Raw genomic sequence first — 13,376 nt, 5'->3', positions numbered from 1 at the left:
TTGTGAACAGAGAGCAACGAGGGGAGGAAGATCTTTTTGTGTGGAATAACGGGATGGGTGGATTGGAAACAGAACCTAACGGGTGAACAGAAAGTCCTCCAGCATATGGCGCGTACCTTGTCAAAAAGAGGACCAGATGCTTCCAATTGCTGGGTTAACGGACATTGTGGATTTGGTCATACACGATTAGTTGTCGTCGATCCAGCGGGTGGAAGTCAGCCGATGACGAGAAAACATGGTGAAACTGACTATACCATTTGTTATAACGGTGAATTGTACAATACGGAAGATCTGCGTAAAGTCCTCCTTGGAAAAGGATATACGTTTCAATCACATTCGGATACAGAAGTGCTTTTAACGTGCTATATCGAGTGGGGAGAAAAATGCGTTGAGCATTTAAATGGCATATTTGCTTTTGGTATTTGGGATGGGGAAAAGCTTTTTCTGGCAAGAGACCGTCTCGGAGTGAAGCCGTTATTTTATAGACACAGTGGAAGCTCGCTTCAATTCGGCTCGGAATTAAAAGCCATACTCGCTCATCCAGATGTTAAAACGGAGATTGACCGAGGAGGATTACAAGAAATTTTTGGGTTAGGTCCATCTCGAACGCCTGGTCACGGTGTTTTCCGCGGAATCAATGAGCTACGACCAGGATTTGCTATGAAGTTTGAACGAAGCGGTATTCGAATATGGCGCTACTGGGATGTCGTAAGTCGTGAGCACACGGATGATCTTGAAACGACAGTAGAAAAGGTGGGAGACCTTTTAAAAGATTCGATTAGAAGACAGCTTGTTGCCGATGTTCCGGTTTGTACATTTTTATCCGGCGGGGTTGACTCAAGCGCCATTACTTCTGTTGCGAGAAGCGCTTTTCAGGAGGAAGGAAAGGGGACGCTACGCTCTTTTTCCGTTGACTACGTAGATAATGATAAGTACTTTAAGAGCAGTGAATTTCAGCCTAATTCAGATGCGCCATGGATAAAGAAAGTTTCTTCAGAGCTTGCAACCGATCATACGAACTGTGTGATTGATACCGCTCAGCTTGTTCACCATCTAAAAGAGGCGATTGAATGTCGTGATCTTCCCGGAATGGCAGATGTCGATTCTTCCTTACTATGGTTCTCGAAGGAGATCAAAAAGCATGCAACTGTTGCGCTTTCAGGTGAATGTGCGGATGAAATCTTTGGGGGGTATCCATGGTTTCATAAGCCAGAATTACTTGATAAAGAACAGTTTCCTTGGATGCGATCGACGGTTGAAAGACAGGCGATGTTGAAAGAAGACGTTCGCACTAAATTAAAATTAGAAGATTACGTGACTGAAAGGTATCGCGAGTCGATGAAAGAAACGCCAATACTGGATGGGGAAAGTGAAATCGAAGCCAAGAGAAGAGCACTCTTTTATCTGAACTTAAACTGGTTCATGACGACACTCCTCGAACGAAAAGATCGTATGAGTATGGGAGCTAGTCTGGAAGTAAGAGTACCGTTTTCTGACCATCGCATTATTGAATATGTTTGGAATGTACCGTGGGAAATGAAAATGCTTGATGGACGAGAGAAGGGGCTATTACGAAAAGCGATGACTGGAACGCTCTCGCATGATGTGCTCTACAGGAAAAAGAGCCCTTATCCTAAGACTTATCATCCTGCCTATACGAAAGCTGTATCCGCATGGCTCCAAGATACGCTTAACCATAAGCAGGCGCCACTTCTTGAGTTAATTGATGCTAAAGTGGTGCAGGAAATTGTTGATTCAGAAGGCAAAGCATTTAAAGTTCCATGGTTTGGCCAACTGATGGCAGGACCTCAGCTAATCGCGCATCTCGCTCAGATTAATTATTGGATGGAACATCATAAAGTGGATTTAGTTGATTAAAGAAGGACCGAAGCACATGGCTTCGGTCCTTTTTTTTGAGGCGATATGACGAAAAGATTTATTGATGTTTTGAAATCTTGAAAGTTAAAAAGGTATTCTTCAAATGAACAATAATCTTATTAGCAAGTCTTGTAGATTCTAAACGCTAGTTTCCGCTTTTCTTTCCTTCGGAGGTTCGAGTCCGTTTAGTCGTTCGACTAATCCATGGCCAAATGGTGAGCTAGAAGAGGGGCTTTCATTGTTATTAAGAATTCCGCCTCTAACCTCGTAAGCAGTAGAACCGTGCTCTGCGAAATCCAGTCCTTGAATTTCTTCTTCACGGGAGACGCGTATAGAAGAAAAACGGGTGTAAATGAATAAAAAGATACCAACTGTGCCCAATGTCCATGCCATTACAGCTAGAATACCGATTGCTTGAACAAGGAGAAGGGATGCGCCGCCTCCGTAGAATAAGCCGCCATCGATGGCGAAAAGCCCAACTGCAAGTGTTCCCCATACTCCGCATACGCCGTGAACTGCAATCGCTCCTACTGGATCATCTAATTTGACGCGACGATCAATCAGTTGAACAGCTTCAATTAAAATAACTCCTGAGATAAGACCGATAAACATAGCGCCAATTGGGGAGACGCTTGCAGTACCTGCTGTAATACCAACGAGACCGGCAAGAGCGCCGTTTAAGGTTAAGGAAGCATCAATTTGTTTATATCTAATATAAGAGTAAAGGGCACTACCGATCACACCACTTGAAGCTGAAAGAAGAGTGGTGGCTACAATTGTAGGAATAAGTGCATCGCTTGCAGAAAGAGTACTACCTGCATTAAATCCAAACCAACCGAACCAGAGTATGAAGACGCCGAGAGCACCAAGTGGAATGTTATGTCCTTGAATAACATTTACTTTGCCGTTTGAGTATTTGCCAAGACGACCGCCAAGGAAGGCTACTGCAACGACTGCACCAAGGGCACCAGTCATATGAACGACTGTAGAACCTGCAAAGTCTGTAAATCCTAATTCGGCAAGCCATCCGCCACCCCAGATCCAATGACCGACCACAGGGTAGACAAATCCGATCATGACAACTGTAACAGCGATATAGCTAATGAGTTTCATTCGCTCAGCTACTGCTCCAGAGATAATCGTGGCGCAAGTTGCTGCAAAGACTGCCTGGAAAACGAAGAAGCCAATATTCTCAGATTGTCCAAAGAGTAGAAAACCGTCACTACCGATAAATCCGCCGGCAGATGAACCAAACATCAATCCATACCCAACAATAAAATACAGGACAGCTCCGATCGACATGGTAAGTAAATTTTTCATTAAAATGTTTAACGCATTTTTGGAACGAGTAAATCCCGTTTCAACCATTGCAAATCCTGCATGCATAAAAAATACGAGAAAAGCAGCTATCATAATCCAAACTGTATCCATTGAAGCACTTAGGACGGCTACCTCTGAGGCATCCCCTGCAGCAAAAACATGCCCACCTGAAAGAAGGAAAAGAAGTGCGAACAAACCACTGATTTTTTTCATACTGTTTATCATCCTTTTAAGTTTATTTAAATGCTGTTAGCCCGTGTTCACCTGATCGTATGCGGATAACATCTTCTACCGGATAGACGAATATTTTACCGTCGCCTACTTCACCAGTTGCACAAACATCACGAATTGTTTTGGTCACATGATCAAGAAGATGATCATCAAAAACGAGCTCTACTTTAATTTTTGCCTGAAGTGAGACTTCGAAGTGGCTGCCTCTGAATACACCTGTTTGCTTTTTTTGTAACCCGCATCCGGCTACTTCAGATACAGTCATGCCGGTGATCCCCTCATCTCTCAAACGATCTCTCAGATCCTGGAATGCTTCAGGACGAATAATAGCTTCTACTTTTTTCATGTAAGACCCTCCATGTCAGTTTTTCTAACATTACCTTTTTTCTATATCCTCATGTTATGCTGAGAAAACGCGAAATTCAAGTTTATTTTTAGAAAATTTAAAATAGTTTGTTATATAATCTAACCTTATCGGATAAGCATCTTCAGGATAGTATAGAAGTAGTAAGGGTGGTTGCGCTTACAAAAGAAATGGCACTTTAGAGACATAAAAAGCTCCTGGACTTTGGTCCAGGAGTTTTTTACTTATGAATAACTTAATATGGCGTAACCAAACGGATTTAATTGAAGAGGAGAGTCAGGCTCATAACGACCGCCTAATAAACAATTTATTTTTTTCTTCGTTGGAGAAAGGTTAACAGAAACTTTATTAGGCGAATTGTTTAATAGAAAGAGTAAAGTTTCGTTCTTTCCTTGTTTCTGATACTGAATTAGCGTTTCATCTGCATCTATAACTTCGAAATGTCCCTCATTACCGAAAGCGGAATGTTGTTTTCTTAAGGAGACAAGCGTTTGAAGAAACTGAAATAGTTCTGAATCTTGTTCATTACCATTCCAATTCATACATTCACGACATCCAGGATCAGCGCCACCTGTCATACCAATTTCATCGCCATAGTAAATGCACGGTGTTCCTGGAAAGGAGAATTGTAGAATATACATCAGTTTCACAACTTCTTTTTTTCCATTTACTAATGTCAAAAGTCTCGGTGTATCATGACTTCCTAGTAGATTAAATGCAACCTCATTTACGTTAGTAGGATAGGAGTGAAGGAGGGAAGAGAGACGATTCCCCATTGTTTCGGCTGTGATTTTACTGTGTGCATAATGATCGAGAAGGGCTGATGTTAGAGGATAGTTCATTACCGCATCAAACTGATCTCCTTCGAGCCAGGGCATTGAATCATGCCAGATCTCCCCAAGAATATAGAGTTCAGGTTTCACTTTTTTGACTTCTTTTCTGAATTCACGCCAAAATCGGTGATCAATTTCGTTCGCGACATCTAAACGCCATCCGTCAATATCAAATTCTTCGACCCAATAGCGGCCAACTTGAAGCAAGTAATCCTTAACTTCAGGATTCTCTGTATTTAGTTTAGGCATTTTTGCTTCAAAAGCAAAAGCATCATAGGACGGAATAGGCTTCGTTTCGATCGGATAAGAACGCACGTGAAACCAATCTTTGTACCGTGAACTTTCACCGTTCTTGAGCAAATCTTGAAACGGTTTAAAGTAATAGCCACTATGGTTGAAAACCGCATCGAGCATCACTTTAATACCCCGTTCATGACACGCCTGAACGAGTCTTTTAAACGTTTCTTTATCCCCGAATTGGGGATCAATCTCCATATAATCAATGGTGTCATATTTATGGTTGGATTCAGCTTTGAAAATTGGGGTGAAATAAATACCGCTTATTCCGAGCTCTGTTAAATGGTCCAGGTGATCAAGGACTCCCTGAAAGTCACCACCAAAAAAGTTGTTTTGCTTTGGAGGAAATTCTCCCCACGGAAGGGTGGCTTCAGGGTTAAGAGAAGCATCCCCGTTTGCAAACCTTTCAGGAAAAATTTGATACCACACTGTCTCCTTTACCCAGGCAGGAGCAGTAAAAACATCAGCAGAATTTAGGAAAGGGAAACTAAAATAGTCATTCGTATCTTCAGGTTGCTTAGTAAAGAAGCCTTTTTCTGTATAAACATAAGCTTCTTCATGATCTTCAAGATAGAAACCGTACCGCAATCGTCGATAAGGGGGTTGAATCGAAATGCTCCAATAGTCGAACAGTGAATCCGAACCGCTTACTTTCATTGGTTGAGAAGTAAATTGCCAGTGGTTGTTTTGCCAATCGTAAGGATCCCCATAAATGAGGGAAACGGAAGTAAGATTGTCTTTCTTCGTACGTATCATTAAGTGTAGTGTCTCTTCATTATAGGCATAGGCATAGTTGTTCTTCGGGCGGTGATAAATGGCTTCTTTGAGCATTAAGGTGAACCTCCTTGTGCAATCGCTTGCAGTGTTTTTTGAAAAAAGACCCTCAGCTTTTTATCATGAAGGGAAGTGGATCCTTCTTTATCAAATGTAGAAGATCAATTGCTTCTAGTCAAATGTAAAAAACAAGGAGGATTTGGTATGTCGAAAAAATTTTGAAAAAACTTTGTGCAAACGGTTGCGAAAAAATAGTAGCCATGTATAATAGGTTATAGAAAGTCAGTGCAATCGTTTTCACGAAATGAATGAAAGCGCTTGTATGATGATCGTAAATTTAAGAGGGGGTTAACACATGAAACGCTTTTTCGCTTTGTTTCTTACTCTAGTTCTTGCAATCGGCGTTCTTGCAGCATGCGGACCGCAAAACAATGAAAACGCTTCAAGTAACGGTGGAGGCAGTGATTCTGAAGGGGATGACGCTAACAAACCTGAGAAGCTCGTTGTTTGGGAAGATACAGATAAAGGGATTGCGCTTGAACCTGCCATTGCTAGTTTTGAAGAAGAGTATGGCATTAAAGTAGAATTTAAAGAACTAGGAATGGCGGATGAAATTAGAGAGCAAATTCGTCTTGACGGTCCGGCTGGAACAGGGCCTGACGTCATTACACTTCCACATGACCAAATTGGACAAGCGGCAGTTGAGGGACTTATTTCTCCAATTGAAGTTGAACAGTCTGTTGTAGATACGTTTACAGAGTCTTCTATCCAAGCAGAAAACTTTGATGGAAAGCTTTACGGATTACCAAAAGCGACAGAAACACCTGTCTTTATTTATAACAAAGAGCTAATGGATAAAGCACCAGAAACAATGGATGAAGTCTATGATTTCGCGAAAGATTATACAAAAGACAAGCAGTATGGCTTCCTTGCACTTTGGGATAATTTCTATTTTGCGAACGCTGTCTTAGCAGGATATGGTGGCTATGTATTTGATCGCACAGATGAAGGTTTAAACCCACAAGATCTTGGTCTTAACAATGAAGGCGCAGTCGAAGGTACTCAGTATATTCAGAAGTGGTACGAAGAAGGGCTGTTCCCTAAAGGGCTTATTGGTGAAAACGGTGGATCAACGATGGATGGTCTCTTTAATGAAGGGAAAGCCGCTTCTGTTATGAACGGACCGTGGTCATTCCAGGGCTATAAAGACGCTGGTATTGATATTGGTGTAGCTCCAATGCCGAAACTACCAAACGGTGAAAACTTTAAAACGTTTATCGGTGTTAAAGGCTGGCACGTAAGTAACTTCTCTGAAAACAAAGAATGGGCTACAAAGCTTGTTGAATGGTTAACGAACGAGGAAAATGCAAAGATTCGTTATGAAAAAACTGCTGAAATTCCTCCAGTGAAATCACTAATTGAAGATCCAGTTATTGCTGATAATGAAGGTGCGTCTGCAGTAGCGGTTCAGTCTCAATATGGTGTGCCAATGCCTAACATTCCAGAAATGGCTGAAGTATGGGAACCAGCAGCATCTGCACTTCAACTTGTTGCAACAAACAAGCAAGAACCGAAAGCAGCACTAGATGAAGCTACGAAAACAATTAAGTCTCAAATTGAACAAAATCACAGTAACTAATGATTTGAAAATTCAAAGCGGTACTCCGGAAACGGGGTACTGCTTCTCACTTTAAAGCTAGAAAGTGGGGATAAGAAAGGGGATTGCCATCACGATGGAGGCAACTGAACGTCAAACGAAGCATCGCAAAACAGCATTAGCACTCTCAATCATCCCTGGATTTGGTCAGTTCTATAACAAGCAAATCCTCAAAGGACTAATGTTCTTCATTCTAACGGTTTCCTTTGCAGTTGCTTTTGCTGACTTAATCAACATTGGACTATGGGGGATCGTTACGTTAGGAGAAAAGCTCCCGCGAGATCATTCCATTTTCTTATTGACACAGGGAATTATCGCTGTTCTTGTTATCCTAATTGGATTGGTCATTTACTTCTTAAACTTGAGGGATGCATACTTGAACGGAAGAAATCGTGATCTCGGCATCCCTTTAAATTCTGTTAAAGAGCAATACCGAAATGTTACGGATCAAGGTTTTCCTTACTTAATGTTATCACCAGGGTTTTTCTTATTAATCTTTGTCGTGATTTTTCCAATCTTGTTCGTTATTTTACTATCATTTACAAACTATGATCTTTATCATTCACCTCCAGCTAACTTAGTTGATTGGGTCGGCATTCAGAACTATATTGATATATTTAAGTTAGATATTTGGCGTGATACTTTCTTAGATGTTTTCTCATGGACGATCGTTTGGACATTTGTTGCAACGACTGGGCAAATTGCGATTGGTATTTTCCTTGCTGTTTTAATGAATCAAAAAGACCTTAAATTCAAAGGCATATTTAGAACAATCTTTATCTTGCCTTGGGCAGTACCGGCATTCGTTTCCATCCTTGTCTTTGCAGGAATGTTCAACGAAACGTTTGGTGCGATTAACAATGACATCTTAGCAGCTTTCGGAATTGATGCAATTCCATGGTTAACAGAGCCATTTTGGACGAAAGTTGCTTTAATTTTAATACAGTTCTGGCTTGGATTCCCGTTTATTTTCGCAATGGTAACAGGGGTGTTACAATCCATTCCAGATGAATTATATGAAGCTGCAACGGTTGATGGAGCGAATATTTGGCAGAAGTTCAGAGGGATAACGCTTCCGATGGTGCTGTTTGCTATCGCACCTATTTTGATTACGCAATATACGTTTAACTTTAATAACTTTAATGTGATTTATTTGTTTAACGGTGGTGGACCTGCTGTATCAGGTCAAACAGCCGGTTCAACTGACATTTTAATTTCGTGGATTTACAAGCTAACCTTTACATCCGCACAATACGGCAAAGCGGCCGCTATTACAATGATTCTATCAGCCATTGTTATCGGTGTTGCTCTGTGGCAGTTTAGAAGAACGAAATCATTCCAAGAAGAGGATATGATGTAATATGAGTCCAAAAATGCAGAATACCGTACGCTTAACATTGTCCTATATTGCCATCGCGATCGCATGTGTCATTATTTTATACCCGGTTCTATGGATCGTAGGTTCTTCGTTTAATCCTGGTGATAGCCTATCAGGCTCATCGATTATACCGAAAGATGCGACGCTCGCTCATTACAAATCGTTATTTAATACCGCTGAAAGTGATTATTTACTTTGGTATTGGAACACGCTGAAGATTTGTATTATCACAATGATTCTAGCTGTAGCTATGATTTCTAGTATGGCCTATGCCTTTTCACGATACCGCTTCGTTGGACGTAAAAATGGCTTGATGACGTTCTTAATTCTTCAAATGATCCCGAACTTTGCAGCGCTTATCGCCATTTATGTACTTGCTTATATCACTGGGTTGTTGGATACGCACTTTGCATTGATCCTTGTTTACGCTGGTGGGCTACTTCCCATGAATACGTGGCTTGCCAAAGGGTATTTTGATACAATTCCAAAAGAACTTGACGAGTCTGCAAGGATTGACGGGGCAGGACACTTTCGGATCTTCTGGCAAATTATTTTGCCGCTTGCTAAACCGATCCTTGCTGTAGTAGCATTATTTAGCTTCATTACACCCTTTACGGACTTTATCCTTGCGCAAGTAATCCTAAGAAGTGAAGAGAAATTTACGCTTGCAGTAGGACTTTACAAAATGATTTCAGATCAGTTCGGTAATGAGTTTACAACATTTGCGGCTGGATCTGTTTTAATCGCTATACCTATTTCAATTCTATTCCTATCGTTACAACGCTACTTTATTTCCGGCCTAACTGCTGGAGGAACAAAAGGCTAATTCTTGATTGGAGAAAGAAGATGAAGAGGAAAGCTTCTCTTATTCCTTCTTTCTCTTTTTATGAGATGTCTTTTTAGGAAGAAATCGTTTACAATAAATGATTAGGTCGTTCTAAATAAAATGTTGATCAGCACTAAAGCGCTAGCTTTGTATAGGAGGATTTCCAATGGCTGTAACGATAAAAGATGTAGCAAAACTTGCGAATGTCGCGCCATCGACAGTATCACGCGTCATCGCAAATAACCCCCGTATTAGTGAACGAACGAAACGCCGTGTAAGAGAAGCGATGGAAGACCTTGGCTACCATCCTAACTATAATGCAAGAAGCCTTGCCAATCGAAGTACCCAAACGCTTGGCCTTGTGATGCCAAGTTCCGCAGACAAAGCATTACAAAATCCGTTCTTTCCTGAAGTGCTTCGTGGGATTAGCACAAAGGCTCATGAGAAAGAATACACGCTTTATCTTTCAACTGGTGCGACGGAAGAAGAGATGCTCGAAGGCGTTATGGGAATGGTTCACGGTCGAAGAGTGGATGGCATCGTCATGCTTTACTCAAGAATCGATGATAAGATCATGGCATTTTTGGAGCAACAGAACTTTCCATTCACAGTGATTGGAAAACCATTAGTGAATCCAGATTCCATTACTCATGTAGATAACGATAATTTTCGAGCAGCTAAAGATGTAACGGAACATTTTATTAAAAAAGGCCATACGCACATTGCGTTCGTCGGAGGGAATTTAGATCTTGTCGTAACAGTGGATCGACTAAGCGGGTATGAAAAAGCGCTCCATGAAGCTGATATTCCGTATGAAGAGGATTACGTTGTCCATGTCGAATTCCTGAAAGAGGGTGGGCAAGAAGCGGTTATGGAGCTGTTCTCTTTAGAAAAGCCCCCAACAGCGCTCGTTGTTGCCGATGATTTGATGGCTCTTGGAATAATGAGCAAGCTTGATGAGATGGGGCTATCTGTTCCAGAAGATGTTTCCATCATTAGCTTTAACAATGTCATGCTAGCGGAATATTCCAGCCCGCCGCTCACCTCTGTCGATATTAACATTTTTCAACTAGGCTATCAGGCGGTTAATTGCCTGCTAGAGAAAATTAGTGATCCTGATTCAGGAAACAAGCGTGTTTGCGTGCCTCATAAAGTAGTTGAAAGATGGACGGTACAAACCCTAAATGACGATTTGGAAGGAAAATAACCGCTCTGGCGGTTATTTTTTATTCTGGGCAATAAGCCAACTGAGGATTTCTTGGAAGGGTTGTTCAACTCTTGCCTCCTCATAGCCGCGAAAGGGACTTACCTTTCTTTTTAATACTTCTTTCATTGAAAAATGTAACGGTGTTAAATGATCTGTTACCTCACTCCATTCGATTGGTGTTGCAACAAGTCCACTTTGATTACCGCGTACTGAATAAGGAGCAATAATTGTCTTACCACTTGCATGTTGAACATAATCAATATATAGACGACCTTGTCGGTTCTTTTTTAGTCGTTCAATCGTAAAATGTTCAGGATTTATTTCAACTAAGTAATTGGCTATGAATGATGTAAAGGTTTTTGTTTGATCATATGTGAACGTATTTAGTGGGAGAGGAATGTGAATCTGTAGGCCTTTGTTACCTGATAATTTTAAAAATCCGGTTAAATGAAGCCGGTCTAGGATGATTTTTATTTGCTTTGCTGCTTCAACTGCTAAATTAAAAGCTTTTTGCGAAGGTGGGTCCAGGTCAAAGACGATCTCGGAAGGATCTTCACTTTGAAAGGGAGCGAAAGGGGTATGGAATTCAATGGCAGCCTGGTTCCCGAGCCACAGTAAGGTAGGCAAATCGGAACAGATGATGGATTTATGATCATGATACTGGATCGTTTGAATGAAATCAGGAGCGTATTCAGGACAGTTTTTCTGATAAAAGGCTTCACCGTCTATACCATCAGGATAGCGAATAACCGTTAATGGTTTATCTTTAAGATATGGGAGCATTAGTGGAGAAATCTTCGTTAAATAATGTAGATAGTCCGCCTTCGTTACCCCTTTCCATAAAAGCTTCTCAGGATTGGTAATGGTCATTTCTATTTCTCCCACTGTGATTGAATGTTTTCCCATGTACATTCCTCCCAAGACTTTTCAAAACAAAACTTATCAAACCTGGGGTGTCTTAATTTCTCTTTATAAAGGTCGAGGTATTTGAGAGTAAGGACGATTCCGGGGTTTACGTACATTACTCCTGACTTTTCGGACGCTCGATTACGTTTCACGACCTCAATTAAAACGGATCTTTCTTCAGAACGAAGACCGTGTGAGAAGGTCCCCACCTTATAAATCTCTCCAGCTCGATTAACTGCTACGTGAAAATACCCATTTGATTGATCAAAAGCATGTAAAAATACAATTGCGATTTTCCAGTTTTTTAACTTTAACCATTCTTTCGAGCGCTTTCCTGGAGTATAGTAACTGTCTGCCTTTTTGCATATCATACCCTCGCCGTTGTTGGATGTAATCAACTTCCATAGCGGAGCGTCTTCACTGTAAGAGTCAACATAATAGATACTTTTATTTGGAGGAAGGTTATTGATTACCTGTTTGAGGTGCATTTTCCTTTGCTGTAGTGGAGTTGATAAAAAGGTATCTTCGTTTAACTCTAATAGATCAAACCCCATAAACGAAAGATTTTCCCTTTCACCGGTGTGAAGGGCTTCAAAGTTAGCGAAGAACATATTTTTTACAACACATACTTCACCATCTAAAACGCAGGGCGGTATGTTAGCTTCTTTGAATAATTTTGTGAGTGAAAGAGATAAGAATTGAAATGTATCATTTAAGTTATGACCATTTCGGCTAGTTAAGATGATTCGGCTTCCATTCCATTCTAAAATGGCACGATACCCATCATATTTAACCTCATACAACCAGTTCGCTGTATGAGGCACTGAGGTAGTGAGTGTTAGGAGCATAGGAAGATAAGGCGATGTCATTTAGCAACCTTCTTTTTTCTAGGTGCAGCTTTTTTCTTTTTAGGCGGAGCTTTTGGACTTGTATCCAGACTTGCTTGTAAAGCATCCATGAGATCAGCCACATTTCTTTTGGGTTTTTCTTCGACAACCTTAATTTCATTCCCCGATATCTTACTTTCAATGAGAGCCAAAATCGCTTCTCGTCGTTCATCTTTGTATTGAGAAGGATCAAATTTTGTTGTAAGCTGTTCGATTAGCTGCTTTGCTAACTTTTTTTCTTTATCACTTACTTCAAGTTCTTCTGGAATATCTGGAACGTTCCCAATCTCTCTGACTTCATCTGGAAAATACATGGTTTCAAGTATTAACCCCTTGTCATAAACGCGCACAGCTGCAAGGTGTTCCTTTGATCTTATTGTGATTTTTGCGAGTCCAATTCTTCCGGACTCTTCCATAGCTTGCTTTAATAACATATATGGTTTCGTCCCTTGATCGTTAGGGCCGATAAAATAGGAGCGATTGAAATAGATTGGGTCAATATCACTTAGCTCAACGAAATCGACAATCTCTACTGATTTGTTTTTTTCATGGGCTAGCGCTTCAATTTCATCCTTTTCCATGATGACAAATTTACCTTCTTCGTATTCATAACCACGCACAATGTCTTCTGACTCTAGGGGCCGATCACAATTAGGACAACGCTTCTCATATTGAATGGGAGTATGGCATTCCTTATGTAAGTAGCGCATCTTAATATCCTTATCTTCAGTCGCAGCATAGAGCTTAACAGGAATATTAACTAATCCAAAGCTAATAGCTCCTTTCCACATCGTATGCATCACACTCACCCTTTCCAA

11 protein-coding genes are annotated in these 13,376 nt (G+C 40.8%); 5 read left to right on the top strand and 6 right to left on the bottom strand.

Annotated features, from left to right (window positions below):
• Window positions 1-36 precede the first annotated feature (36 nt).
• Window positions 37-1,878 carry an asparagine synthase (glutamine-hydrolyzing) gene (gene asnB, locus LC090_RS13745; RefSeq protein ID WP_226658603.1) on the top strand — a complete coding sequence of 614 codons (1,842 nt, stop codon included), beginning with the start codon at window positions 37-39 and terminating at the stop codon, window positions 1,876-1,878.
• A 138-nt stretch (window positions 1,879-2,016) separates the two neighbouring features.
• On the opposite strand, the gene LC090_RS13740 is transcribed toward asnB, so the two are convergent.
• The 3 genes from LC090_RS13740 to LC090_RS13730 form a co-directional block, all read right to left on the bottom strand.
• Window positions 2,017-3,411, bottom strand: a complete 1,395-nt coding sequence (locus tag LC090_RS13740; RefSeq protein WP_226658602.1) for an ammonium transporter — start codon at window positions 3,409-3,411, stop codon at window positions 2,017-2,019.
• A 22-nt stretch (window positions 3,412-3,433) separates the two neighbouring features.
• Complete coding sequence (locus LC090_RS13735; RefSeq protein ID WP_224595073.1) at window positions 3,434-3,775, bottom strand: P-II family nitrogen regulator; 342 nt, start codon at window positions 3,773-3,775, stop codon at window positions 3,434-3,436.
• A 242-nt stretch (window positions 3,776-4,017) separates the two neighbouring features.
• Window positions 4,018-5,754, bottom strand: coding sequence for a glycoside hydrolase family 13 protein (locus tag LC090_RS13730; RefSeq protein WP_226658601.1), 1,737 nt, complete (start codon window positions 5,752-5,754; stop codon window positions 4,018-4,020).
• A gap of 298 nt (window positions 5,755-6,052) precedes the next feature.
• Here LC090_RS13730 and LC090_RS13725 point away from each other — a divergent pair, with 298 nt between their 5' ends.
• The 4 genes from LC090_RS13725 (at window position 6,053) to LC090_RS13710 (ending at window position 10,765) form a co-directional block, all read left to right on the top strand.
• A complete protein-coding gene (locus LC090_RS13725; protein ID WP_226658600.1) occupies window positions 6,053-7,336 on the top strand; it encodes an extracellular solute-binding protein in 1,284 nt (427 codons plus the stop codon).
• Window positions 7,337-7,430: 94 nt separating this feature from the next.
• Window positions 7,431-8,714 carry a carbohydrate ABC transporter permease gene (locus LC090_RS13720; RefSeq protein ID WP_226658599.1) on the top strand — a complete coding sequence of 428 codons (1,284 nt, stop codon included), beginning with the start codon at window positions 7,431-7,433 and terminating at the stop codon, window positions 8,712-8,714.
• A 1-nt stretch (window position 8,715) separates the two neighbouring features.
• A complete protein-coding gene (locus LC090_RS13715; RefSeq protein WP_226658598.1) occupies window positions 8,716-9,558 on the top strand; it encodes a sugar ABC transporter permease in 843 nt (280 codons plus the stop codon).
• Between the two features lie 166 nt (window positions 9,559-9,724).
• Window positions 9,725-10,765, top strand: a complete 1,041-nt coding sequence (locus LC090_RS13710; RefSeq protein WP_226658597.1) for a LacI family DNA-binding transcriptional regulator — start codon at window positions 9,725-9,727, stop codon at window positions 10,763-10,765.
• Between the two features lie 12 nt (window positions 10,766-10,777).
• Here LC090_RS13710 and ligD read toward each other — a convergent pair whose 3' ends face one another.
• From ligD to LC090_RS13695, 3 genes are read right to left on the bottom strand one after another with little or no spacing between them, the layout of a single operon-like run.
• A complete protein-coding gene (gene ligD / locus LC090_RS13705) occupies window positions 10,778-11,671 on the bottom strand; it encodes a non-homologous end-joining DNA ligase (protein WP_226658596.1) in 894 nt (297 codons plus the stop codon).
• Window positions 11,638-12,540 (bottom strand): RNA ligase family protein, encoded by a 903-nt coding sequence (locus tag LC090_RS13700; RefSeq protein WP_226658595.1) that lies wholly within the window; start codon window positions 12,538-12,540, stop codon window positions 11,638-11,640. The genes ligD and LC090_RS13700 overlap by 34 nt, the downstream gene beginning before the upstream one ends.
• On the bottom strand, window positions 12,537-13,358 hold the full coding sequence (locus tag LC090_RS13695; RefSeq protein ID WP_226658594.1) for a Ku protein: 822 nt from the start codon (window positions 13,356-13,358) through the stop codon (window positions 12,537-12,539). Before LC090_RS13695 ends, LC090_RS13700 begins: the two co-directional genes overlap by 4 nt.
• Between the last annotated feature and the right edge of the window lie 18 nt (window positions 13,359-13,376).

It is taken from the genome of Guptibacillus hwajinpoensis, assembly GCF_020524165.1.
GTDB lineage: Bacteria > Bacillota > Bacilli > Bacillales > Guptibacillaceae > Guptibacillus > Guptibacillus hwajinpoensis_D.
This window is presented reverse-complemented; position numbering and strand designations above follow the sequence as displayed.

What these genes read in the sequence shown, in the direction of transcription:
- LC090_RS13740 (WP_226658602.1), bottom strand. Translation starts at nt 3,411, where the DNA reads ATGAAAAAAATCAGTGGTTTGTTCGCACTTCTTTTCCTTCTTTCAGGT.
- LC090_RS13730 (WP_226658601.1), bottom strand. Translation starts at nt 5,754, where the DNA reads ATGCTCAAAGAAGCCATTTATCACCGCCCGAAGAACAACTATGCCTAT.
- ligD (WP_226658596.1), bottom strand. Translation starts at nt 11,671, where the DNA reads ATGGGAAAACATTCAATCACAGTGGGAGAAATAGAAATGACCATTACC.
- LC090_RS13695 (WP_226658594.1), bottom strand. Translation starts at nt 13,358, where the DNA reads ATGCATACGATGTGGAAAGGAGCTATTAGCTTTGGATTAGTTAATATT.
- LC090_RS13735 (WP_224595073.1), bottom strand. Translation starts at nt 3,775, where the DNA reads ATGAAAAAAGTAGAAGCTATTATTCGTCCTGAAGCATTCCAGGATCTG.
- LC090_RS13715 (WP_226658598.1), top strand. Translation starts at nt 8,716, where the DNA reads ATGAGTCCAAAAATGCAGAATACCGTACGCTTAACATTGTCCTATATT.
- LC090_RS13720 (WP_226658599.1), top strand. Translation starts at nt 7,431, where the DNA reads ATGGAGGCAACTGAACGTCAAACGAAGCATCGCAAAACAGCATTAGCA.
- LC090_RS13700 (WP_226658595.1), bottom strand. Translation starts at nt 12,540, where the DNA reads ATGACATCGCCTTATCTTCCTATGCTCCTAACACTCACTACCTCAGTG.
- LC090_RS13710 (WP_226658597.1), top strand. Translation starts at nt 9,725, where the DNA reads ATGGCTGTAACGATAAAAGATGTAGCAAAACTTGCGAATGTCGCGCCA.
- LC090_RS13725 (WP_226658600.1), top strand. Translation starts at nt 6,053, where the DNA reads ATGAAACGCTTTTTCGCTTTGTTTCTTACTCTAGTTCTTGCAATCGGC.